This is a genomic window from Metapseudomonas cellulosilytica (assembly GCF_049334135.1).
GTDB lineage: Bacteria > Pseudomonadota > Gammaproteobacteria > Pseudomonadales > Pseudomonadaceae > Metapseudomonas.
Genome location: NZ_JBHZGN010000010.1, coordinates 171,596 through 193,987, shown reverse-complemented (window position 1 = coordinate 193,987; position 22,392 = coordinate 171,596). Strand labels below are relative to the sequence as shown.

At 57.2% G+C, this 22,392-nt stretch carries 24 protein-coding genes; 13 read left to right on the top strand and 11 right to left on the bottom strand.

Features of this window, described 5'->3' with window-relative positions:
- Positions 1–97: 97 nt before the first annotated feature.
- Positions 98–1,687, bottom strand: coding sequence for a peptide chain release factor 3 (locus tag ACFW0H_RS15045; protein WP_422914682.1), 1,590 nt, complete (start codon positions 1,685–1,687; stop codon positions 98–100).
- A gap of 313 nt (positions 1,688–2,000) precedes the next feature.
- On the opposite strand from ACFW0H_RS15045, the gene ACFW0H_RS15040 reads away from it, so the two are divergent.
- Genes ACFW0H_RS15040 through ACFW0H_RS15020 form a run of 5 tightly spaced genes read left to right on the top strand, consistent with a single transcriptional unit; the run spans position 2,001 to position 5,561 of the window.
- On the top strand, positions 2,001–2,642 hold the full coding sequence (locus ACFW0H_RS15040) for a hypothetical protein (RefSeq protein WP_422914681.1): 642 nt from the start codon (positions 2,001–2,003) through the stop codon (positions 2,640–2,642).
- 18 nt (positions 2,643–2,660) lie between these two features.
- Positions 2,661–3,470, top strand: coding sequence for a GIY-YIG nuclease family protein (locus tag ACFW0H_RS15035; protein WP_422914680.1), 810 nt, complete (start codon positions 2,661–2,663; stop codon positions 3,468–3,470).
- A gap of 38 nt (positions 3,471–3,508) precedes the next feature.
- A complete protein-coding gene (locus ACFW0H_RS15030) occupies positions 3,509–4,381 on the top strand; it encodes a bacteriophage abortive infection AbiH family protein (protein WP_422914679.1) in 873 nt (290 codons plus the stop codon).
- 33 nt (positions 4,382–4,414) lie between these two features.
- On the top strand, positions 4,415–4,768 hold the full coding sequence (locus tag ACFW0H_RS15025; RefSeq protein WP_422914678.1) for a hypothetical protein: 354 nt from the start codon (positions 4,415–4,417) through the stop codon (positions 4,766–4,768).
- A 52-nt stretch (positions 4,769–4,820) separates the two neighbouring features.
- Positions 4,821–5,561: a hypothetical protein gene (locus tag ACFW0H_RS15020; RefSeq protein WP_422914677.1), complete on the top strand. Its 741-nt coding sequence runs from the start codon at positions 4,821–4,823 to the stop codon at positions 5,559–5,561.
- Positions 5,562–5,601: 40 nt separating this feature from the next.
- Here the strand turns inward: ACFW0H_RS15020 and ACFW0H_RS15015 are convergent, their stop codons facing one another.
- The 3 genes from ACFW0H_RS15015 to ACFW0H_RS15005 form a co-directional block, all read right to left on the bottom strand.
- A complete protein-coding gene (locus tag ACFW0H_RS15015; protein WP_422914676.1) occupies positions 5,602–7,197 on the bottom strand; it encodes a relaxase/mobilization nuclease domain-containing protein in 1,596 nt (531 codons plus the stop codon).
- Entirely contained in the window at positions 7,194–7,538 is a 345-nt protein-coding gene (locus tag ACFW0H_RS15010) for a hypothetical protein (RefSeq protein WP_422914675.1), read from the bottom strand. The genes ACFW0H_RS15015 and ACFW0H_RS15010 overlap by 4 nt, the downstream gene beginning before the upstream one ends.
- A 690-nt stretch (positions 7,539–8,228) precedes the next feature.
- Complete coding sequence (locus ACFW0H_RS15005; RefSeq protein WP_422914674.1) at positions 8,229–8,438, bottom strand: hypothetical protein; 210 nt, start codon at positions 8,436–8,438, stop codon at positions 8,229–8,231.
- A 585-nt stretch (positions 8,439–9,023) separates the two neighbouring features.
- Between ACFW0H_RS15005 and ACFW0H_RS15000 the strand changes: the two genes are divergently transcribed.
- The 3 genes from ACFW0H_RS15000 (at position 9,024) to ACFW0H_RS14990 (ending at position 10,460) form a co-directional block, all read left to right on the top strand.
- On the top strand, positions 9,024–9,338 hold the full coding sequence (locus ACFW0H_RS15000) for a hypothetical protein (protein WP_422914673.1): 315 nt from the start codon (positions 9,024–9,026) through the stop codon (positions 9,336–9,338).
- A gap of 202 nt (positions 9,339–9,540) precedes the next feature.
- Entirely contained in the window at positions 9,541–9,963 is a 423-nt protein-coding gene (locus tag ACFW0H_RS14995; RefSeq protein ID WP_422914672.1) for a hypothetical protein, read from the top strand.
- Positions 9,964–10,022: 59 nt separating this feature from the next.
- Positions 10,023–10,460 carry a hypothetical protein gene (locus tag ACFW0H_RS14990; RefSeq protein WP_422914671.1) on the top strand — a complete coding sequence of 146 codons (438 nt, stop codon included), beginning with the start codon at positions 10,023–10,025 and terminating at the stop codon, positions 10,458–10,460.
- A gap of 487 nt (positions 10,461–10,947) precedes the next feature.
- Here ACFW0H_RS14990 and ACFW0H_RS14985 read toward each other — a convergent pair whose 3' ends face one another.
- Genes ACFW0H_RS14985 through ACFW0H_RS14975 form a run of 3 tightly spaced genes read right to left on the bottom strand, consistent with a single transcriptional unit; the run spans position 10,948 to position 15,706 of the window.
- On the bottom strand, positions 10,948–11,175 hold the full coding sequence (locus ACFW0H_RS14985) for a hypothetical protein (RefSeq protein ID WP_422914670.1): 228 nt from the start codon (positions 11,173–11,175) through the stop codon (positions 10,948–10,950).
- A 59-nt stretch (positions 11,176–11,234) separates the two neighbouring features.
- Positions 11,235–15,419: a hypothetical protein gene (locus ACFW0H_RS14980; protein ID WP_422914669.1), complete on the bottom strand. Its 4,185-nt coding sequence runs from the start codon at positions 15,417–15,419 to the stop codon at positions 11,235–11,237.
- On the bottom strand, positions 15,416–15,706 hold the full coding sequence (locus ACFW0H_RS14975; RefSeq protein ID WP_422914668.1) for a hypothetical protein: 291 nt from the start codon (positions 15,704–15,706) through the stop codon (positions 15,416–15,418). Before ACFW0H_RS14975 ends, ACFW0H_RS14980 begins: the two co-directional genes overlap by 4 nt.
- A gap of 311 nt (positions 15,707–16,017) precedes the next feature.
- Here ACFW0H_RS14975 and ACFW0H_RS14970 point away from each other — a divergent pair, with 311 nt between their 5' ends.
- Positions 16,018–17,550 carry a type IV secretory system conjugative DNA transfer family protein gene (locus ACFW0H_RS14970; RefSeq protein WP_422914667.1) on the top strand — a complete coding sequence of 511 codons (1,533 nt, stop codon included), beginning with the start codon at positions 16,018–16,020 and terminating at the stop codon, positions 17,548–17,550.
- Here ACFW0H_RS14970 and ACFW0H_RS14965 read toward each other — a convergent pair.
- Positions 17,545–18,063 carry an ankyrin repeat domain-containing protein gene (locus ACFW0H_RS14965; protein ID WP_422914666.1) on the bottom strand — a complete coding sequence of 173 codons (519 nt, stop codon included), beginning with the start codon at positions 18,061–18,063 and terminating at the stop codon, positions 17,545–17,547. The two genes, ACFW0H_RS14970 and ACFW0H_RS14965, sit on opposite strands and share 6 nt — an antisense overlap.
- Before the next feature lie 2 nt (positions 18,064–18,065).
- Entirely contained in the window at positions 18,066–18,923 is an 858-nt protein-coding gene (locus ACFW0H_RS14960; protein ID WP_422914665.1) for a hypothetical protein, read from the bottom strand.
- 102 nt (positions 18,924–19,025) lie between these two features.
- Here ACFW0H_RS14960 and ACFW0H_RS14955 point away from each other — a divergent pair, with 102 nt between their 5' ends.
- From ACFW0H_RS14955 to ACFW0H_RS14940, 4 genes are read left to right on the top strand one after another with little or no spacing between them, the layout of a single operon-like run.
- Positions 19,026–19,709 carry a hypothetical protein gene (locus ACFW0H_RS14955; RefSeq protein ID WP_422914664.1) on the top strand — a complete coding sequence of 228 codons (684 nt, stop codon included), beginning with the start codon at positions 19,026–19,028 and terminating at the stop codon, positions 19,707–19,709.
- On the top strand, positions 19,709–20,341 hold the full coding sequence (locus ACFW0H_RS14950; RefSeq protein ID WP_422914663.1) for a J domain-containing protein: 633 nt from the start codon (positions 19,709–19,711) through the stop codon (positions 20,339–20,341). The genes ACFW0H_RS14955 and ACFW0H_RS14950 overlap by 1 nt, the downstream gene beginning before the upstream one ends.
- Complete coding sequence (locus tag ACFW0H_RS14945; RefSeq protein ID WP_422914662.1) at positions 20,332–20,898, top strand: hypothetical protein; 567 nt, start codon at positions 20,332–20,334, stop codon at positions 20,896–20,898. Before ACFW0H_RS14950 ends, ACFW0H_RS14945 begins: the two co-directional genes overlap by 10 nt.
- A 15-nt stretch (positions 20,899–20,913) precedes the next feature.
- Entirely contained in the window at positions 20,914–21,360 is a 447-nt protein-coding gene (locus ACFW0H_RS14940) for a hypothetical protein (protein ID WP_422914661.1), read from the top strand.
- Positions 21,361–21,400: 40 nt separating this feature from the next.
- Here ACFW0H_RS14940 and ACFW0H_RS14935 read toward each other — a convergent pair whose 3' ends face one another.
- Both ACFW0H_RS14935 and ACFW0H_RS14930 read right to left on the bottom strand, forming a co-directional pair.
- Positions 21,401–21,706 carry a hypothetical protein gene (locus ACFW0H_RS14935; protein ID WP_422914660.1) on the bottom strand — a complete coding sequence of 102 codons (306 nt, stop codon included), beginning with the start codon at positions 21,704–21,706 and terminating at the stop codon, positions 21,401–21,403.
- Between the two features lie 22 nt (positions 21,707–21,728).
- A complete protein-coding gene (locus ACFW0H_RS14930) occupies positions 21,729–22,241 on the bottom strand; it encodes an antirestriction protein ArdA (RefSeq protein WP_422914659.1) in 513 nt (170 codons plus the stop codon).
- Between the last annotated feature and the right edge of the window lie 151 nt (positions 22,242–22,392).

The window sequence follows — 22,392 nt, the reverse complement described above, 5'->3', positions numbered from 1 at the left end:
GGGCAGGAATGGTAGCGCCTGCTCCGACGGCAAACCAACTGTCCGGACGCTGCCATGAATCGAGCGAGGCCGGCGCGGGAACCGCGCCGGCAGAGACTCAGTGGTGTTCGCGGGTGGCGCGGAATTTCACGTCCGGCCAGCGCTCTTCCATCAGGCTGAGGTTCACCCGGGTCGGGGCCAGGTAGGTGAGGTGGCCGCCGCCATCCACGGACAGGTTCTCGTAGGCCTTGTCCTTGAACTCCTTGAGCTTCTTCTCGTCCTTGCAGTCGATCCAGCGCGCCGACCAGACGTTGATCGTTTCGTAGGCGCACTCCACCTTGTATTCCTCCTTCAGGCGGCTGGCCACCACGTCGAACTGCAGCACACCGACCGCGCCGAGGATGATGTCGTTGTTGCGCTCGGGGAAGAACACCTGGGTGGCGCCTTCCTCGGCCAGTTCCTGCAGGCCCTGGCGCAGCTGCTTGGATTTCAGCGGGTCCTTCAGGCGCACGCGGCGGAAGAGTTCCGGGGCGAAGTGCGGGATACCGGTGAAGCCCAGCGCCTCGCCTTCGGTGAAGGTGTCGCCGATCTGGATGGTGCCGTGGTTGTGCAGGCCGATGATGTCGCCGGCGAAGGCTTCTTCCAGTTGCTCACGCTCGCTGGAGAAGAAGGTCAGGGCGTCGGCGATCTTCACGTCCTTGCCCAGGCGCACGTGGCGCATCTTCATGCCTTTCTCGTACTTGCCCGAGCAGATGCGCATGAAGGCGATACGGTCGCGGTGCTTGGGGTCCATGTTCGCCTGGATCTTGAACACGAAGCCGGAGAACTTCTCCTCGGTGGGCTCCACGCTGCGCTCGTGGGTGGCGCGGGACAGCGGCTTGGGCGCCCAGTCGACGATGCAGTCGAGCACCTGGTCGACACCGAAGTTGCCGAGCGCGGTACCGAAGAACACCGGGGTCATGTGGCCCTTGAGGAATTCTTCCTTGTCGAACGCGTGGCAGGCACCCTGCACCAGCTCCAGTTCCTCGACGAAACGGTCGTAGAGATCACCCAGGTGGGCGCGGGCCTCGTCCGAATCGAGCTTGTCGATGACCTTCATCTCGGTGCGCTCGTGGCCGTGGCCGGGGGTGTAGACGATGACCTTGTCCTGGGCCAGGTGGTACACGCCCTTGAAGTCCTTGTAGCAGCCGATGGGCCAGGTGATCGGGGCGGCCTTGATCTTCAGGACTGCCTCGATTTCGTCGAGCAGCTCGATGGGGTCGCGGATATCGCGGTCCAGCTTGTTGATGAAGCTGACGATGGGCGTGTCGCGCAGGCGGCAGACTTCCATCAGGGCGATGGTGCGCGGCTCGACACCCTTACCGCCGTCGAGGACCATCAGCGCCGAGTCCACCGCGGTGAGGGTGCGGTAGGTGTCTTCCGAGAAGTCCTCGTGGCCGGGGGTGTCGAGCAGGTTGATCATGTGCTCGCGGTAGGGGAACTGCATCACCGAGGTGGTGATGGAGATGCCGCGCTGCTTTTCCATCTCCATCCAGTCGGAGGTGGCATGGCGGTCGGACTTGCGCGACTTCACGGTCCCGGCCACGGCGATGGCCTTGCCCATCAGCAGCAGCTTCTCGGTGATGGTGGTCTTGCCCGCGTCGGGGTGGGAAATGATGGCAAACGTGCGTCTGGCCTTGACTTCGTTGGCAAATTTACTGTCGGACATCGTTCTGGATCTCGATTGTGTACGCGGTTATGTACACAGCTGAAAAGGTGCCTTTGGCCGCTTGCACAGGCCAGCGCAGGAAATCGCGCAGTGTAACAAAAAGAAGCCTCCAACGCCCACGGAATGCGCCTTTGGGCGACGTATGCACACGTCGGCGTCCCAGCGCAGCACTGTTTTCACGAGGCATTGGGTCCCCAGGTCAAACCAATCGCTGGAAAGGCGTTGCGCAGGGCTTGCAGGGTCTTGGAGAAGGCTGTAGGAAAGGCTTATTGAGTGATGGTGATTTGATATTGATAAAGGACCTCTCTACACCATGGAACAATCACTTCGCAGGTATACCGAACTCCCCTATCTGATTGACTACCTTCAAACGAAAGAGCTTGTTCTTCTGAACCCGGCCACGTGGGATGACAGGAACGACTCCTACTACATTGAGCAGTTTGCCCGCGCAAACGGATACCAAAGCACTTATGCACTCTGTCTTGCCGACGCGTCGGAAACCTATCACCACTGGAGAGTATTTTCTCATGGCGGCAATGGGGTCTGTATCGAGTTCGACAGAGACAAACTGCTCTCGGCGGTACGCGTAATACCCGGCTTGCGCGCAGAGGAAGTTAAGTACAAGACGATTGATGCGCTCCGCTCATGTGCGCCATCGCGTGATGACTTGCCGTTTCTAAAACGGCATGCATTTGCTGCTGAGAGTGAGTTCAGGATTTTCTATGGTTCAGAAAAAAAGGGACCTCCTGTCATGCGTGTCCCTGTTCCGCTCAGTAGCATAAAACGGATTACTTTAAGTCCATGGCTAACCAAGTCAGTTGTGGATCACGTCAAACAGACCCTGAAATCCATAAAGGGCTGTGGTTCTCTGAAAATATACAAATCCACGCTGGTAGAGAACGAAAACTGGAAACAATTTGCTAGGGATGAATTGGTAAGAGGTTTGATTGGATAGATTGGGCTTGGGGAACTCATGGAAATTAAGATTGAAAGCTTGATCGATATTGAATCCATCAAGGATTACAAAATTCATTTCGCGGTCTGGAATGGAAGCCAGGACCCACTCGACGTATTTGTTCGAGATAGAGAGGAATGGAAAGGCTGGAATGGATGGAAAGGTGGGCGTGATGACTTCAGCAGGCGCTACATCTTCAGCCTGATCAGATATCGCCATCGGCCTGGTACATGGCTGTTTGGCGGGATATTTGAGGTAATTGAACGCCTGCCTAACAAAAACATTGTCGCACTTACGGAAAAATACAGCAGCTATATCGGCAGGCTGTTGGTTGAATACCCCGGACCTGGCTCTCGCGGCAGGGCTTTCTATCTCGAAAAGCACTTCGACAACCTGGTACTCTCGCAAATATTCGAGAAGCCATACACGGGCGAAGCATTTTGCGGATATGAGAACATAGAACACAGCTTCCCCGTTCTGGAGTCAATTTTCGTACAGAAGAAACAGGATTGGAAATCTGCTCTGGAGAATGTCAAGGGCGTTTATCTGATCGTCGATAAAAACAATGGTAAGAAATACGTAGGTTCAGCGTATGGCGACTCCGGCATCTGGTCCAGGTGGTCCTGCTACATCGGTACAGGTCATGGTTGGAATGATGAGCTTACCAAGATCATAAAGACGGAAGGCAAGGATTACGCGCGGAAGAACTTCCAGTTTTCCCTGCTTGAATATCGCTCCATGAAAACGGATGACAAAGTCATCATCGAGCGAGAGCAATACTGGAAGCGCGCACTGCTTTCAGGACCTTTTGGCTACAACCTAAACTAATTTAATCGTTATGCGCTTTTGGGCGATGTAGGTGGCAGATGAGCACGCTGAATATCATAGGCAATGGATTTGATCTTTGGCATGGACTGCCAACGAGCTATGATTTGTTCTATGCCTTTGCCAAAGACACGCTCGATGAGTTGGAGTCGTTTTATCTCATTGATACAGTCCAAAACGGCCCATGGTCTGACTTCGAGAACTCACTAGGGAAATTTGATTGGCAGCTATTTTACGAAGCCCACGACCATACTGATCCCACAGATGAAAACTTTCGGCCTAGCGAAGCATTTGGCCTTGAGGATGATATCACCGAACAAGCCAATGACCTTGTTGAGGCTATCAAAGAACATTTCCATGAATGGATAGAAAGTATTGATGTCACGCTGGCGTCGAAGAAGGTGTCATTTTCTGAGGCGGACTCTTTCCTCTCATTCAACTACACCTCCACAATTCAGCTGATCTATGGAATAGATGACGCAAATATCTTGCACATACACGGCAGGTCTGGTGCATACGATGATTTGATCTTCGGCCATGGCGAAACGATGGAAGAAGAACCTGAGCTGGATGAAAATGGAGACAGCAACCGCACGATATTTTCAGATGCGGAAGGCGCAGCTAAGTATCCTTTCTACGCGCTTCAGAAGCCAGTAAGTGAAGTAATCAAAACGAACAGGGATTTCTTCAGCTCCCTGGGTAGCTTTTCGACCATTCGAGTTATTGGTCATTCGTTAAACGATATCGACCTGCCTTATTTTGAAGAAATTGCGAAAAACTCCAATAATGCAAATTGGAAAATCTATTGCTATAGACTTGAAGATGACGACCATTTCTTGCGGCAGCTTCTTAAATGCGGTGTGGGCAGTGGAAACATAACTATTGAGGCATATGATGGATTGGCAGTCGCATAATGCCCTTCATGCGCTTAGAAATTCGAGGTTTAAATGCAGTCAGCAGTCTTTGTATCTTACTCGCACGATGATCAAGCCCAATTGGATTGGGTGCTGCAGCTTGCGTCAGATAACAACTTGGTGTCAGCGCTCATTGCTGCTGCAATCATATGGCTTATAGGGGGTTCCTGGAAATGGTGGCGCGACACAAAGGATGGCGCCGCTATTTTGAAATTTCTTACTAAGTCTGTTGCTGATGCGAAGAATACCTTCCGGAGCACTGAGGCCATTGCGTCGGCAACTAAACTTACAGAAGAGCGTGTGGAATCCCTGTGCTCTAAGCATCCAAAGATTCGTCGAAATACAAAAGAAAAACAATCCTGGAGATTGGTCGATCATTCCGAATGACACTGATGTGGCCTGATCCAATACTCTTCGTTGAAAGATTCTGTGAGCGTGTATGAGCAATTTAGATCACTACAAGGCCTCCTTTAATGGTGTGGGTTGGTTTATACCTCCCTACGTTACGCTGGGATATCTCAGTCTGCTTGCTAAGGCGGTGAGCGATAAAGGAGCATCTTTTAGCCAGGGTGATCTTGAGGTGGCGCTCTCGTTTATCTATTCCGCAGATAATTTGGCGGCAATGGTAACTGAGCGCTACCCAATTACGCCGTTTATTAGTGATTATAAAGAAATCATTTCCGAATCTATTCAGGCCCACTTTCTTGGGCTTGATCACATTGCGGTTTCTGGGTTAATGCCTGTGATAGAAGGTGCGGGGAAGAAGCTGGCTGCCAGTCGAGGGGTTAATTTCAATTCCATTACGGAAGTTTTTGTTAATCTCTCAGAAGACTGCAAGAATTACTCTGTAAGAAATAGTATTGGCGCTGTCGGTGAAATTGCTTCCATGATGGATTCCTTTGCGGAGTTTTCTAGGGGGCACCTGTACATAAACTCAAAGAACTATTCGTTATCAGATAAAACTAACAGGCATGGAATTTTGCACGGCGCTTACGCCGATAGCGATTACGGAGCTCCTGTTAATTTTTACAAATCTATAGCCGCTGTTGATTTTTTATGTTTCGTGTCAGCGTTTAGCGCAAATATTTCGTGGTTGGCCCCATCTCCGACTGCGCATTCGCTAGAGATTGGGAGCTTCTATAAGGCCTGTATTGCCCTGTCAAAGGTCAGACCTAAATAATGGGTGACCTAGCGAAATCGGACCAGAAAAGCTTTAGCACTCATCGTTCCCGGTCAGGCTCGTTGCCCTTGCGGTGAGGCGGGGGTGCTAGAGGTCGGGATTTCTCCAGTCCCTCGCCTTCACGCTGTTCCTGCTTCCCTTTGCGGAACACGGCAGTGGCGCGTTCGAACGCCGCCATCACGTCCGGGATTGGACTACGCGGCGCATGTCGCGCCTGTTCGAAGGCAGCCATAACATCGGGAACCGTTCCCCTGTCTGGTGCGCGCCTGCGCCCTGGGAGGATCTGAACCAGTGACGGCATGGCACCGTCTTTTCCGCGCGCCCTGATGTGCTGTGCGCATTGCTGGTCGCGCATGAAGGCGGCGATCTCCCGCTTATCGACCTTTTCGAGTGACCTGTACTGGCGCTCGATATTTGTGCCCTGAAGCTTGAGCCGTAATGCCAGCGCTCTGGTCTCCTGCGCCTGACGCGCCTTGAGTTGGGCGTGCTGTTCCAGATACGCACGCAGGCGCTTGGTGTCCTGATAGTGCTGGAGCTTGTGGCGCAGGAAATTCACGCCGCTGACCCGCCCCAGGAAGTCAGCCAGGCCGGAGGGCCGATGCTCATAGCGCTCCTGGCGCACCTGCTTCATCAGCGCGAGATGGCCCGCGCGCAGTTTATCCCGCTCGGCCCGATGCTTTGCCTGCTGTGCCAGACGCAGGGCATGTTGGCGATATTTCAAGGCTTCACGCTGCTGTTCCAGCACATGCCGCCTCTCTTGCTGTGCGTGCTTGAGCTCGGCGAGCTTCTCGGCGTAATCCTCCGCACGCACTGACGTCTCCACCAGCTTGCGGTGATCGGTCACGAGTTTCTGTGCTTCCTCCACCGATGGCAGCGCCTCGGGTGGGAACTCCTTCTCCAGAAAGGAGCGGATATCTTTGGTGCGGACGGACCTGTCGTCGATCAGTCGGGGCAGCGCGTTCACGTTGCCGTAGAGGTCGACCAGTACATAGGGGCGATTACCTGTGGCGAGCATGTAGCCGCGTTCGCTTAAAGCGTGAACGAACGTACGGGCATTATCACTTTGCTGCCAGGCCTCGGTGACCTGCCGTCTGTGGTCGTCCAGGGAGAGGCCTGTGCGCTGCAGCTGCGCCCGCTCGTAGAGCGAGAGCTGCCCGACATTACGGGATTTCTCATAACCGGGAGGCAGGCTCAGCCCGTGGTCGCGGGCAAAGCCCCTGGTTACCCGCATCAGCTTGTCGCGGTCGAAGGCCAAGTGGACGGCCTTCTCGTGGTCTGCGTCGATCCGCGACCAGACGACATGGCAATGCTCACGGCCATCCTTGATGTGGAACACGATGGCACGCGGCTGATCGCCGAGGCCCAGAGTGTCTTCAGCGCGGCGGATGTAATCCATGTACTGGTCGCGGGTGAGCGGCCCCTGCGCGGGATCAGGGTTGATCGAGAGGCTGTAGAGATACTTCTCGCAGCGGGTCAGGGTTTCTGCCTGGACCTGCCATTCCTTGAAAGCACCGTGCAGATCATGGGCTAGCGCGCCACGCAGATCCGCGATCTCGGCCAGCTCATTGTCGTAGGCATTCAGCAGGTGGGTGGCAAGATCCTGGCCGCTGCCGCGCTGCGAGGCAAAAGGGATCATGGGTCCCTCCCCAGCGCGAGCATGAGATAGCTGCGGATTTCGGCGAGCTCGTCGCGGCATTCCAGCAGCAGCTGCTCCAGGTGACCGTCATCAGGCTCACCGCAGGCCTGCGTCAGCCGGTCGTTGATCCGGGCAGCCTGCGAGAGCAGCATGGCGGCAAGCTTGCGCTCCAGGGATGAGATGGGCCTGGCGCGCGGCATCGCCTGCCCGAACACGGCTTCGGTGATGAAGGCGTTGATCGACTGACCAGAATGCGTCACGCGCGAATGAAACTCCTCGCGCAGCCGTTCGGGCGGGCGGTAGGAGATCGGCGCAGGGCGTTTTTTCGTTCGTCTGGTCATGCCGTCAACATATGCGCTCAGGCAGTTCCTCTTTCCTCTCGGTTTCCACGCGCGGTCAGCGTCGCGCTGCTGGTCGATGGGATTCCAAAGGGAGAGCTGACATCTCCTTTTGGTCGGCACCGGGCCGAATTCCCGGTCGTGGTTTTAAGGACGCGAAAGTCCTTAATCGAGGGTCGCAAGGGGCTACGAAGTGCCCTTTGCTCGATGGAGTTCAGAGGAGAGCCGAAGTCTCCTCTGATCGCGATGCAACGACGACACGTTGCGCCTTAATCCCTTGGTGACAAAGTTCCACAAGAACTTTGGAGCCTAGGGATTCCCAGGGGGGATCGCGGGGGACTGGAAGTCCCCACGCAAGGTGGGCGTGGTACTACCACGCACACCTTGTGCTCACTTCGTTCGCAGCTGGCCCTTGAGTCCAGTTTATGGCTGGAGGTGTGAATAATTTCTAAAAGTAAGCCGACCGCTGATGCGGTCTCTCCGTTTGAGAAATGGTTTTGCCGGTAGTCCATAGCACGGCTGGGCGTGCATGGATACAAAAAAGCCCCGGAGCGCAGCAGGCAGCGATGTACTTGTACGGAGCGTGCGCCGGGGACTGATTTGGGTGTTGGTGGACTGATACGGACAGCAAAGACAAGAGCAAAAAAAAGACGGGCCTTGCGGCCCGTCTGTGCGGTGCTGTACCCCCAGAGGTTATTCCGCTGAAGCTTCCGTGTTTTCGATCTCGTAGAGCATGAAGTCGGAGACGACTTGTGTGCCCGCCAGCTTGATGTAGAACGAGCCATCGGCATTTTTCCAGGCGACGCCGATGCGTTCGTAAACCGCTTGCTCGCCTGTGCCCTTGCGGGTCTTGGCCACGAAGGAGGGTTTCCGGGATTCAGTGGTGGTGGATTTGGTGTTCATGAGGTAGCTCCTTTTTTGCTTGAGGCTGGTTTATTCCAGCGACGAGCCCCCAGCAGCCAGCGAGCGCCGACGTGTCATGGGCAACACGGGCCTGCACCAGGGCAACGCCCGATCAGGTGCAGGCTGGCGCGGGCCGCCCATTGACACGCTGCCAAGGCATCGACGAACGCTGGCTATGGGGTAACGGCTTATAGCTGGGATAAAGGAAGCCACGAAGAAGGAGGTATCTGAATACCCGTCCACATGCTGAGAGAAGGAAATGGCTTCGAGAGGAGAGCTGCATACAGGCGTATGTGAAGCGAAGTGCATCGGGGAAGCGAGGGTCATTCTGCCGATCATCTCTTCGGTACGATCAAGCTGTAGGGACAAGTCCGGGCACCGCGTTGCCGGCGTGAGAATTACGGCTTCCTGGTCCTCTTCAGCGCCGCGTCGGGGCCAGGCCCGACTGTAGGCTGCTCGCGCGAGGACTGATCTGGATCTAGTACGGGCCGGTCGAAGGAGCGCGAATAGCGTCGCGCATGCCGTTAATCATTTCTTGGTGGTTATCCGGTAGGGTTAAAGGAAGGCCAGCGGAAGGGCCTCACGATGAAACCTTATGGAAAACTTCCCCGTCGCGGTTATCCCGCACGTCCTGCCCCGCGCAAGAAAACGCCTGTGGGCCCTAAATGTGTCGTCAAAATTAAAGGTGAAATGCACCCCGGTGAATTGGCGGTGACATTGCAGCGCGCCGCCGAGGAATTAGCGGCCAATGGCCTGGTTAAAGCCTCAAAGGTGAGCCTGTATCTCACGCCGCTGGATGCGGAAGGTAAACCGGTACCGCTGGTCAACCCTCAAGGTGCAGTTTGCGAAGAGCTTAGCATCGAAGTTTATTTATTTGTCGATAAGGAATTAATGGTTTAGGTTTACTCCCTGTTCAGCAGACTACTCCTGCTGATAACTTAAGGCCCGGATTATTCCGGGCCTTTTTTCTTCTGCCGCACCGTCGTTGCTTTATGGTAAAGCGTGGTTCCTTATCTCTCTTTACGGAATTTTCTTGACATATATAGCTCTCGGGTCTTATGGGGATAATTCCGCCCATCGAGAAGAAAAAGGAGAGTGGATAATGCTTAAAGAAGCTTTTGCTAATGTTCTAAGGATATTTGGCACTGGTTCCCGGTCCTCTGATCCTGCGTCTCGTGATTTTCCCCCGAAGGTTGTTCTGTCGCTTCATGATGAGGAAGGGAAATATCTGGGATCAATGCGCGTTTCAAAAGTACAACTTCCGGCAGCGGCGACCCTTGATAAGGACGCAAGCGGCTCCCGTTTCAATGATCCCCGTGGGCTTCGGAGTGTTTTCCGCGTTACCGTTGGGCAGCCTGCAAGAACAAAAATAAAGGCCGTCATGGTCAATGAACGTGAATATCAGTACGACGTGTTATTGGCCGATGGAAAAGTTGGCACAGTTATTCGTGTAGAGAGTAACGAAGAAGGCAGCGTCAATCAAAATGGTGTTAGAACTGACTATTTCTATGAGCTGAAGCCATAAAATGGCGGCTTCAGAAGGATGCTGACGACAGCGCTACAGATAAACAAGGAGAGTGGGATATGCTCAAAAATGCTTTTAATGCTCTAAGGAAGATGATTGGTATTTTCATCCCAATCGTCCGCGCGATCCCGCCCGCCAGCAAGTTTCCGGATTATTCCGTGCTGCATGACTCTTTCCCGCTGGTTGTATTGTCGCTTCATAATGAGCAAGGGAAACGTGTAGGAGCAATGCGCATTTCAAAAAAACAGCTTCCGGCAGCGGCGGTCCCTGATGTTGATATACGTGCCAGCCGCTTCAATGATCCTGCGGGCCTTTGCGGTGTTTTCCGCATTACTGTTGGGGAGCCTGTTAGAACAGAAACAAAATTTGTGTGCGAAGATCAGTATGAGGCGCTCCTGGCCGATGGAACAATTGGCAGGGTTACTCATGTAGAGAGTAACAGCCAAACTACCGACACTAATAACGTTGCGGTAGCTTCCCGTAAGCCACGGCTCTGAAATACCTCAACCTGCCAGGAGAGAAAATATGCCAGCACGGATTATGCTCAAAAGAGCTTTTTCTAATGTTCTGGGCGGGCTATTTGTCGCTCGTACCCCGTATTACATTCCCGTTCATCAGAACGCTTTAGACGACGGGCCTGTTCTGGTGCTTCACAATGCGAAAGGGGAGTATCTGGGATTTACCGTATGCGAACCCGCGAGAACGACGAGCGGCGCTGAAAACGTCGCTGTAACTTTCTATAGGCCAGAAATCTAAAAATGGCAGTTCCTGCTAGGGGATATAATATGTTCGCGTGGACTATGCCACTAAAGGATTATGCCAATGCTCTAAGACAGATGCTTGGAGGTTTCGGGCTTGCCGTGGTTAATCACAGCACTGGCGACCGCCGCCGCTTCCTCGCCGATAAAGGCCCGCCCTTTCCCGCGTGCATGACGTTCGCTGATAAGTGAAGGTCCGGATTATTCCGGGCCTTCTTTCTAGTGGCTAGTTGGGCAGTTCCTCTGCCGCTCCACCGCCGTTTTCCAAGTACCGGTATGGTAGCAGGACAACGCGGCCGGATATGGATATTCCGGGAGGAATATCCAGATTAAAGCCCGTCCCGGTATTGTTCATCCAGATGACGCCGACCTTGTGCCAAAAGGTCTTTATATTTTTACCTTCGCCTTTTTGTGTGGCTATAAAAGCTTCATAGGCCGGTTTATTGCTCGCCATGGTGTTGTTTTCTTGTTCTGTTGTTCGCTGGACTGCACCACGCGGCCCCGCAATTCGATTTACTGGTTGCCCGCGACGGCGCTGATTTGGTACCAGAACGAACCGTTCGAGCAGACGCGCATGGCGTCATGCTGGTTGAGGGTCTGATTCGCGCCGCCAATCGTCTTGAAATTGAGATTGGCGTCGAGCGTGATGTCCATGCCCCCTGTGTTCACCACATCCATGCAGCACCCGGTATTGGTGGTACCCGGAGTCGGGAACGTATCGGTCGTGCTGGTCGTGACCGTCGCGACGGCGTATATGCTCTTCACCGTGCCGCAGGCATCGGCGGGAATCGTGCCGCCCGCTGCTATGGGCTGCGACGCGGGCGGAAGCGCTCGAATTTGCCCCGCCGTTGTGCCGATGGTCACAGAGTCGGTCGAAAGATCGCCATAGATCGTGTCGCCGATATTCAACTGGCTGCTGCCAGCAACCGATACCTGATTGCCGATAACGATGTTCGAAGAGCCTGACGTAATGCCATCACCGGCACGGGTACCAATCGCAATGTTGTAATCGCCGGTGACATCTTCCAAGGCCCGGTAACCAACCCCCACGTTCTCCCTGCCGTTAGCGGCACCAAGGCTCATCGCCAGCATACCAATGGCAACGTTTTCCCTGCCTGACGTGGTTATGGCAAGAGAGTCCTGGCCAATTGCAACGTTGTTCTGACCAGTTGCGTTGGCGTCCATGGCTCGATCCCCGACCGCCGTATTGCCAATGCCCGATGTCGTAGCCAGCAGGGCGTTATATCCCACTGCCGTATTGCCGGTACCCGTATTCGCGCCGGCTATCGTGCTGCCGCGCAGCGCCTGATGGCCAAGCGCGGTGTTATTGGCCGCACTTCCTGTCGCCGTGCTGTCGGCGTATTGCATCGCCTGATAACCAATCGCAGTGCTGCCCTGCTTGGCGACGTTGGAATACAGTGCCCCATAGCCAAGCGCCGTGTTGTTCCCGCCAGTCGTATTGAGTAGAAGCGCCTGATAGCCAACCCCAACGTTGTTATTGCCGGTCGTGTTGAGATTAAGCGCATAAGTGCCAACCGCCACGTTGCTCATGCCAGTCGTATTGGCTGAGAGCGCCCCTAAGCCAACAGCCGCGTTGTTCCCGCCGCCCGTGTTGACATTAAGCGCATAGGTGCCAACCGCTGTGTTGGCCACACCAGTCGTATTGGTTGAGAGCGCCTGGTGGCCAACCGCCACGTTCTGACCGCCGCTCGTGTTGGCATAGAGCGCCTGATTGCCAACCCCCACGTTGTAGGAGCCGTTGGTATTGGCTTGGAGCGCCTGAGTGCCAACCGCCGTGTTATAGGTGCCCGTGTTCGCGCTGGCCGTAGTGCTGCCGCGCAGAGCCTGATAGCCCATAGCGGTGTTATTGGCATACGTGCTCGTCGCCGTGCTGTCGGCATAGCGCATCGCCTCGAACCCGATGGCGGTACTGCCCATCTTTGCGGCGTTGGTGGACAGCGTGCTGATACCCACTGCCGTGTTGTAGTTGCCGCCTATATTCGCTGCACCAGACCCGATGCCGAGGAAAACTGTTGAGGCCCCATCGCTGATGCCATCTGACAGGGAGTCGATTGAACCCCCGCCGCCGAGCATGTTGGTCCAGGAACCTGCGGTCTTGCAGGCCTCGAAGGTGTCGGTGGCGCTGTTGTAGCGCAGCGCGCCTTCGGAGGCGGCAGCGCAGGACTGGCCGTCGTACGCAATTTTTATCGCGCCCTCGACTTCAAGCGCGGTGTTGGCAACGAGATTTGAGGCGGGCGTGCGCGGGTCGATCACCATGGTGCCGCCGAACATGCCGAAGCTATTGCCGGAGGCGAAGACTACGCCATCCTGATTGCCGAGGAAGTAGGCAACAGAATGTATTCCCGAAAGGTTCGGTTTGGTCGTCGGGGTCGCGTTTGACAGAGCAACCCCCAGGCTCTCCCTCCCCGAAACCGTTAGATACTTTCCAAGTCCGAAACTGAACTGGCTCCCCGTTACATCGAGATTAGATCCCAGACCCACACCGTAATTCGATGAGACAGATGTCGAACTTCCCATGGCAGTCGCGGTGATCCCGCTTGCCTGAACGTTTCTCCCGATTGCCATGCTGTATATGCCGGTAGCGGCGGCACCGCTCCCTATGGCCGTTGCGAACTGGTTGTTGCTGGCACTAGCGCCACTTCCTAAAGCCAGCCCGCCGTCGGGCAGCAGCCTAAACATGGTTGATGCCGCCAGCGCGCCGCCGGAATTGAACTGAATCTCACGGTCGGCCCCGGCGGGCGTGCCGCCGTTGCTCAGCATGTTGGTCCAGGAGCCTGCGGTTTTGCAGACCTCGAAGGTGTCGGAGGCGCTGTTGTAGCGCAGCGCGCCTTCGGAGGCGGCGGCGCAGGACTGGCCGTCATACGCGATCTTGATCGCGCCCTCGACCTCCAGCGCCGTATCGGCAACGAGATTTGAGGCCGGGATGCGCGGGTCGATCACCAGCTCCCCGCCGAACAGGCCCATGGTGTTCGCGGCGGAGAAATTCACCGCGTTCTGGCTGCCCATGAAGATGCCGAAGGATTGCGCCCCCGATACTTGCGGATTGGTGGCCGGATACGTGGTCGTCAGGCCAAAGCCAAACGAGCCATCGCCGGTGGCTGGCACGTTGACGGCGTAGCCAGCCGCCAGGCTCCAATCCCCGCCCGCCGTGGTCATGGACCCCATAGCCGTGCTGACGGGACCGCTAGCAGTCGTGCTTATCCCCGTTGCCGTGCTGCTGTCACCGCTAGCGGTCGTGCTATCCCCCATCGCCGTGCTGGCTCCGCCGCTGGCCGTCGTGCTTTGCCCCATCGCCGTGCTGTAGTCACCGCTGGCGGTCGTGCTCTCCCCAATCGCTGTGCTGCTCAAGCCGTTGGCTGTCGTGCCCTGCCCCAGCGCCGTGCTGCCGTCACCACTAGCCGTCGTGACGCCACCCATCGCCATGCTGAAAGTGCCGATGCTCGCGTTGTCCCATTGCGTGCCGTTCACGTAGCCTGCCCGGAACGCGGCCTTCTGCGTGTCGAAGAACATGCGGGTGCCCGCCCCGGATACGGGAACGCTGGCCGTCCCGGTAAAGGTGCCGGTGAGCAGAAGGTCGCCATCCGCCATCAGTTTGTAGGTGGACGACGCGCCGAACGCGCCGCCGGAATTGAACTGGATCTCTCGGGTGGCCCCGGCGGGCGTGCCCCCGCCGAGCATGTTGGTCCAGGAGCCTGCGGTCTTGCAGACCTCGAACGTGTCGGATGCGCTGTTGTAGCGCAGTGCGCCTTCGGAGGCGGCGGCGCAGGACTGGCTGTCATAGGCGATCTTGATCGCGCCCTCGATTTCCAGCGCGGTGTCGGCCACAAGGTTGGAGGCCGGGACGCGCGGGTCAATGACCAGCTCCCCGCCGAACAGGCCCATGGTGTTTGCGGCGGAGAAGTTCACCGCGCTCTGATTGCCCATGAAGATACCGAAGGACTGTGCGCCGGATACCTGCGGGTCGGTGGCGGGGGCGGTGGTTGTCAGGCCGAAGCCGAACGAGCCATCGCCAGTGGCCGTCACATTGACCTCGCGGCCAGCCGACAGGCTGTAATCACCGGCGGCGGTGGTGAAGTACCCCGTCGCCGTGCTGGTCTGGCCGCTGGCGGTCGTCACCTGTCCCATGGCTGTGGCTTCGCCACCACTGGCCACGGTGGCCTCACCCAACGCCGTGCTCCAATTGCCGCTCGCGGTTGTGCCCCAGCCCATCGCCACGCTGTATGAGCCAATGCTGGCATCATCCCATTCCGCACCCGTGACTCTCCCGGCGCGGAACGCCGATTTCTGGGTATCAAAGAACATGCGCGTGCCAACACCCGTCACTGGAACGCTGGCCGTGCCGGTATGGGTTCCCGTGAGCAGCAGATCGCCATCGGCCATCAGCTTGAAAGTGGATGAAGCACCGAATGCGCCGCCGGAATTGAACTGGATTTCACGGGTGGCCCCGGCAGGCGTGCCCCCGCCCCCTATGTTCGTCCAGGTTGAGCCGTTGCAAAAATTAATCGAACCCCCGCTGCCGGAGTTGTAACGGATAGCACCTGCCGCCGCTGCGTTGCAGGTGGTGGTTGACCAACCCACGCGCACAGCGCCGCCGATGGAAAAATCGCTTTCCATTTGTGCTTGGGCTGGCGCGGGAGATAGCGCGAGAAGTGCGACCAGGGGCAGGAGCTTTTTCATGGCCCAGTTCCCTGGCTCGCCTTATGGTCAGGATGGACATAGGGAGCAAATGTCACTGAGTCCGTGATCGTGCCGGAATAATTGATATCCCCTTTGACGTGGAATCCGCCCGCATCAATGCGGGCTTGTTCTTCGCCGTCGATCATGAAGCGGATAATTCCATCTCGTGTATTGATAGCGGCGGGGTTATCTGATGAAGCGGCTTTTCCGGGATGAATGCTGAATGCCCCGGCCAGCCCAAAGAAAACGCCAGTAATGAATACGCAAATGATGCCAGTCTTGGCCATGTAAGCCTCCCTGCCTTATATATCGACCAGCTCCCAAAATAACAGAGGTGTATTAACAATCAATCAAGAAGTTGTGCTGCAGAATTATTTTGTTGTTAATGGCTGCGGGCTTCTGAAAAGGGTGTTGGTTGTGCGGTATTGCCTGGGTGTTTGGAGTTTTATGGTTATTAAAGTGCAAGATATTTGAATTTAATTATTTATACGTTTTCCAGGTAATTGGGTGGGACTTTCCTGCGTTCGGGCAAGATGCGTGGAGTGGTGAATACGGATGTATGCCATGCTCTATGGACGTCGGTGACGAGGCCCATGCCATGAGTGAGTTCTTCAAGGATTTCATGCGGGACGTTCCGCGCGGCGACTCGACCCGGCCCTTGCGGGAGCAGAAAGTTCCGCAGGCGCGGTGGATGAAGCTCGAAGACGTCGCGGCGAGCCCCCTACTCGCGTATGACCCGCGCAAGCCGGGGAAGAAAGTCCTGATCGGCGCGCTCGGCGCGCAGCTGATTGGTATCGAGGATGACCGCCACATTCTCACGGTGGCGGGGTCGCGTTCCGGAAAATCAGTTGGCCTTATCAGCAACCTGTTTTTCTACCCCGGCAGCATCCTGGCGACCGACCCCAAAGGCGAGCTGGCGAGTATTACCGCCAGCAGACGAGCGGCTCTGGGGCAAAAAATCTATGTTGTCGATCCCTTTGGGACTTCCAGTAAAGAGGTATCCCAATACCGGGCCTCCTTCAACCCGATGCGGATTCTCACCGTCGGCAGTCCGAGCTTTTTGGAGGATGCCGCGCTGATTGCCGAGTCGATTGTCGTGCAGTCGGCGGACCAGAAAGAGCCTCATTGGGATGAGTCTGCGAAGAACTTCATCGAGGGCGTGATTATCCATGTGGCGACGGCGGCCCAGCACGACGGGCAACGCCACCTCATCAAGGTACGGGAGCTGATAAAGCTGGCGCTGTGGAGCGGACCGAGTGGGGAGGAGGGCAGCGAGGCTGAGCAAGTAAAGTATCCCTTCTGTGAGGAGATGCTGGACAACGCCTACCGACTCCAGGACGACCCGGAAACCGAGGACATTGGCAGTGCGCTGATGGCGGCGGCGCTCGATTTCTACGGCAAGCGCGGTAATGAGCTCAGCAGCGTTCACTCCACGGTCAACCGACACACGAAGTTTCTGGATTACTCGGCCTTTCGCCAGGTGCTGAAAGACCATGATTTCGACCTGGCGGAACTGAAGAACAAGCCGGGAGGTGTGAGCATTTACCTGTGCTTTCCGGCGACACGCATCGAGATTTCCCGGCGCTGGATGCGCATCTTCGTGAATCAGCTACTCGATGCGATGGAGCGGGAAAAGACAGTCCCGCCTGCCCCGGTGCTGGCCTGCCTCGACGAGTTCCCGGTGTTGGGCTACATGAAGCAGCTGGAAACTGCCTCGGGCCTGATTGCGTCCTTTGGCGTGAAACTCTGGGTCATCTTGCAGGACTGGAGCCAGGGCAAGGCGCTCTATGGCGAGCGCTGGGAAACCTTCGCCGGGAATGCGGGCGTCATGCAGTTTTTCGGCAACAACGATGTGGCGACGACCGAGTACATTTCGAAGCTGCTTGGGAAAACGCAGGTGGAAGTCGCGCGCATGGGCGAGGTAGCCCAAGACCAGCAAAGCAAAGGGCTTTCAGGGCGCTCGGAGGCGATAGAACTCCACGACCTGCTGACACCTGATGAAGTCAGGCGTCATTTCGCGCGTCATGATCCGCTGCAACGCCAGTTGATCCTGTGGGCCGGGCGTCACCCGATGATGTTGCAGCGGGTGATCTGGCACCAGAGAGATGGCGTGCTGGCCCCTTATCTATAGATTGTCGGATGACGTTGCAGGGGGTGATGCCAGGCTTTGCTGGTAAGCCTGCCTTGCCTCCTTCTTCTGTAGAAGGAGGCCCACCGCATAATCCCGCCCCCATTCGTAGGCGAGATCGGAAGCCAGACGCCCCTTATTGTCCTGAAGCAGATAATCGCATTTGCCGCTGTTCACCAGCAGCCTGATACAGGGCCGAAAACCAGTCGCCGCCGCGTGGTGGAGTGCCGTCATCCCGAATTTATCCTGGGCGTTCACGTTGATGCCCAGTTGGATTCTGCGCTCTACGCTCCCGATCTTCCCGGCTTTCACCTCGCGGATGAATTCCTGTTCATTAGCTTTCTCCCACGCTGCCTCGAATTCCGGGTCGCGCTCGGGAGGAGGTATCGAGCGTAACCCCCCCTCCGGAAGCATCGACTTCACGATGTCTTTTGGCCTGAACCCATAAAGCTCCCGGAGCGCTTCATGGGTGGGCAGCTGCAGCCGCCGGTCCTGGTTCTTCTTGTCTTCGGCCATGTTTATGCCTCCTGTCCCTGGTCAGGGTCGAAGCGGCAGATATTGGGCAGGACCACGGGCTCTTCGTAAAAGATGTCCCGTGCCCATTGATCCCGGCCTGTTGCCTCGCCGTTACGCATGAGGAAGAACCCCTCTGCCGTGGAACCATCATGCAGTTCACCCGCCTGGATATAGGTCATGCGGTCACCAGGGGTGGCACCATCCAGGAACACATGAAGGATGTTCAGACGGGTGATCGGAAACCCAAACCCTTTCCGGGAGGTTGTTCTGATGAATTCGTTATCTTTGCGGCGGCGACGGGTGTAAGGCGTTTGACTTCTGGCCCGCTCGCCGACTAGGTCCGTCTGAATAACTTCTTCTACCCGCACGTATTTGCCGGAGGCATCAGGCATTAGATGCAGCCTGATGGTGACGTTCGCAGGAGCGCCTGGAGCGCTGGGTACGCGGTAGGTGAATGTCCCGGAGAACGCCGATACGAGATCGGGTACGACTTCGTAGTCGTTGGCGAAATATTCGTGCATGGCGAGGAAGGCCGCGAGATCCTGCCGTTCTTCCTGGAAGGACTCAGGGGAGAGCAGTTCTTCGTCGAGAAGAAAGCGCGCAACATCCCGTAGGCGCTCGATACCCATGGTGTCGTTTACCGCCTCGCCGAAGCGGCGCAGGGCTTCTTCCTTGAAGACAAGCTCGGCGTCATCTGATTCGTATTTTTCGACGTTGGAGTCAGAGAACACGATGTCATCGCGCACCTGACGCCAGGATGGCAATCGCCCGCCGTGCTTGCTGATCGTGCGGTATCGGCGCAAGGCCGAGCGCAGTTTCTCGATCTGCCAGTCGCTGAACTCGATCTCATCAACATCCATATCCCTTCCCCCATACATGGCAGGCGCGAGGAACCGGCGAGGTAAGCAGCAGGCGCTGTTATGTCAGCGTAGCGCCCAACGCCATCCATTGAGGTCGCTGCCATGCGCTCTCCGATGAAAAGCCCTCAGGAGGGACGACCGTCCACCTTTGCGCTGACCGACGAAGCCGGTCGGCTGATGTTCCGGGTGATGCCGCATGAGCTCACCCCCTTTCGGGCCAAGCTCGCGGATGGGATCAGCAGCCTGTGCGGGCTCGGGCTTCTGGCAGCCAGCATGGTGACCCTGCCCGACTGGCGACAGCCGGAGTTATCCGTCCTGGCGGTGGCTTTTGGCGGTGCGGCTTTTGGCAGCTGGGCGCTGCATTTCGTGGCCCGGAAAGCCTTCCGGGCTACCACACGGATTGAACTGAGCCTGGACTCCATCCGGGTCAAGTGTGTGTGGGGCTGGAAGTGCTTCGACCGCCGTCTGGACCACCGTTTTGTGCTGTTGCCGCACGACCGGGCCGAACTTGAACGGCGCAGCAATGAGCTGGACACCCGCGAGGCCTCCGCACGCGGCCAGATCGTGCAGATGCCCATCTATTACGGCGACTCCTTCCACGTCGTGCTGGTGTACGACGGTCAGCGCGTGGACCTGCTTTCCGTCTATGGCAGGCAGCAGGCAGCTGCCGTGGTGGCGCGGTTGCAGTACTGCGACCGCCAGCTGGCGCAGGAAGCAAAACATGTCGGTGCGGGCGACAACCCGCACGTCAATGGCGACTGGCATCAATCCCCTGGAGGACTGTGATGACAACTTCCCAACTGCTCCATTACTTGGGCATGTTCTCTGCGGCGTTGGTTTGGATCGTGGCTGCCGGGATCGCTTTCAACTTCCTGCATTGGCTGGTTGTGACGCTGTACCGCCAGGCGCTGATTTTCATCGACTGGGCGTCAGTGTTGCTGATGCGGGGCGCTACCCGGCTGGGCAGGTTCCTGAAGTCGCTGGTCCGCGAAAGCGTCCTGCTGGTGATTGCCGTGACCTGGGGTACGTGGCTGCGCCTGTATCAGCCCTGTTTCCTTGCAGCACAAAAGCTTTCTATCGCCGTGCGCCGGTACGTGAAGCTGCGCCAGCTGTTCTGGAAGTACGGACGCCATGAGTTTGCGAGCTTCGCGGAATTCAGGCGCAGCGTGCTGGGTGAGGAAGAGCCGCCGAAGAAAGAGCAGAGCAAGGCCGCAGCTCCCGAGAAGAGTACCTATGCGCAGGCGCTGGAAGTGCTGGGCTTCCCGGAAGGCCAGGCCTTCGACAAGGCCATGCTCAAGGCCCGGCAGCGTGAGCTCGCTGCCGTCCTGCACCCGGATAAGGGTTTTCCCACTCACGTGTTCATGCAGCAGATCAACGATGCCGTTGACTGCATCAAGAGGGCGAAGAAATGGAAATAATCCGTCAGCAAGATAAGGTTCCGTCTCTGCTGGAGAAGGCGCGCCAGGAGCTGGCTGCTTTCAACCGCAAGACAACCACCCCGCAGCCTACTTCCGCATCTGCCGTGCTGCGCAAGGTGGAACAGGCGCATGGCGACCGCATTCTCTACTGCTCGAAAGTGCCGCAAGCTTCAGCCGCGCTGATCTTAAAGCTGCATGAGAAAGGCGCGGAGATCACCGACGTGATCGTGCGCCGCAAGGCCCCGGTGGCGAAGCCGTGCGGGTCAGCCGGTATCCGTGAACACAGCGATTTGCGCGCGCTGCTGCTGGGCAACTATCAGGGCTGCCCACACTGCGATAACGAAGGGGTTGTGCTGTGTGCTACTTGCGGCTGCCTGTCGTGCATTGCTGAAGATGCCACCAGCATGAGATGTCCAGTTTGCGGGTTTCAGGGACGGGTTGTGTGCAGCGGGATCAACCTGGAGTTCGCCCGCCAGAAGCCTGCGCCGCAGGCCTCATTGCAAACGCTATTGCCGAAGACGGCGGGGCCATTGTCCCTGCCCGGTAAATCCCGATAGGGCGGTGATGCCATCATGAACGAGAAAGCCGGTTTTAATCAGGCTGCGCGAGGGGCGGATGTCATCCGCGCGCAGCAGATCCGGGCATTGCAGGAAGCGCGCGACCAGGCATTGGAAGCCCTGAAGGAGAATCAACGGCGGCGCTACGCCGATGATCTTGAACGCGCGCGGCGTCGGATACTGCTGGAGCATAACCGGCCTGAATGCAGGCCGGACCAAGCCCGTGTGAAGCCGCTGAGCCAGAAGCAGCTGGACAAGCGCGCTGAATGGATGGTGGAGGCGCAGCATGTGCGGGAATCGAACGTGATCCGGGAGCAGTACCGGCGTGAGATTGACAGGCTGGAGTACCCGGAGCGGTATGCACGGAGCGAGAGCCGCCATGGCAGCCCGAAAGAGATCAGGGGACTTTTCAATGGGCTGCCCTCCGGGCGCGTAGCGCAGGAGCAAGGCCTTGGCAGGTGATCTGTCTTGAGGAAGATGCGGCCCGAAGGGCCGTTTTTTTTTAAAACAGCGACATCTGCCGCGCCTCCTGCTGCGCCTCGATCCATGCCGGGGACCGGGCCGCTTGATCGAGCCATGCACGCGCATAGGCGACCGCACCGCCCGCTGCCGCGATGTTGTCGGCGCGCTCAAAGTGCGAACGGTAGCCTGTTTCCGAGATGGGCAGCGGGGTACGGCCTGCCGCGCTGATCTGCAGGTGGGCGAGTGGATAGCCGTAGATGTGGCGGTAGCACTCTGACCAGCTGGGGGTCAGCAGGACCTCGATGCTGAGGCCCTGCCAGGCAAAGGTTGCGCGGGTGGTGTCCATGGGAAGTCCCTTTCCTGCTGGATCAGTGATTCCAGAACACATGGACTTCGCGGTATCCGGTTTCGAGGGTGAATACGTCGTCGTTCAGTTCCATGTCGCGGGCCATCGCTTCGTAGTTGATGTAATAGGCCAGTGACGGCGGGATCTGGGTGGTCTCTTCAGTGAGCTGCTGGGCGTAGTCGGCGAGCGATTCAAAGGTGCCGCAATAATCCTCTTCAGCGGCGCGGCGGGCTTCCTCGATGCTGGAGAAATGCCCGAGCAGCGCACCGCCGAACTCCGGGAATTCTTCGATGAAACAGGCGAGCTCGTGCGCGGCAGTGATGCTCTCGTATTCGCCAAGCTGGTAACCGTCGAAGCCTTCGTAATCGTGGATGGCGTATTCCTCGGCATCCTTCACGGGGGAGGCGGCCAGCATGGCGTTTATCTGTTCCTGGATGTCCTCGACTTCCGCGCTCGCATCAATCCAGACGCCATGGAGGTAGCCGCTGTTATAGGCGGCCAGGTCGGCAACATAGATGCGGGGCGTGATGGTCATGGCTTGGGCTCTCCTTTAAAGGGCTTGGGGTGCATGTGCTGTAGCGCGCACATGCACCCCTGCCCGTCGGCGAGACCGGGGAGGCAAAACGCAAGGGCTTAGGTCAAAGGGAGGGGAATCCCCCGGCCTGCACAAACCCATGTCGTCTTTT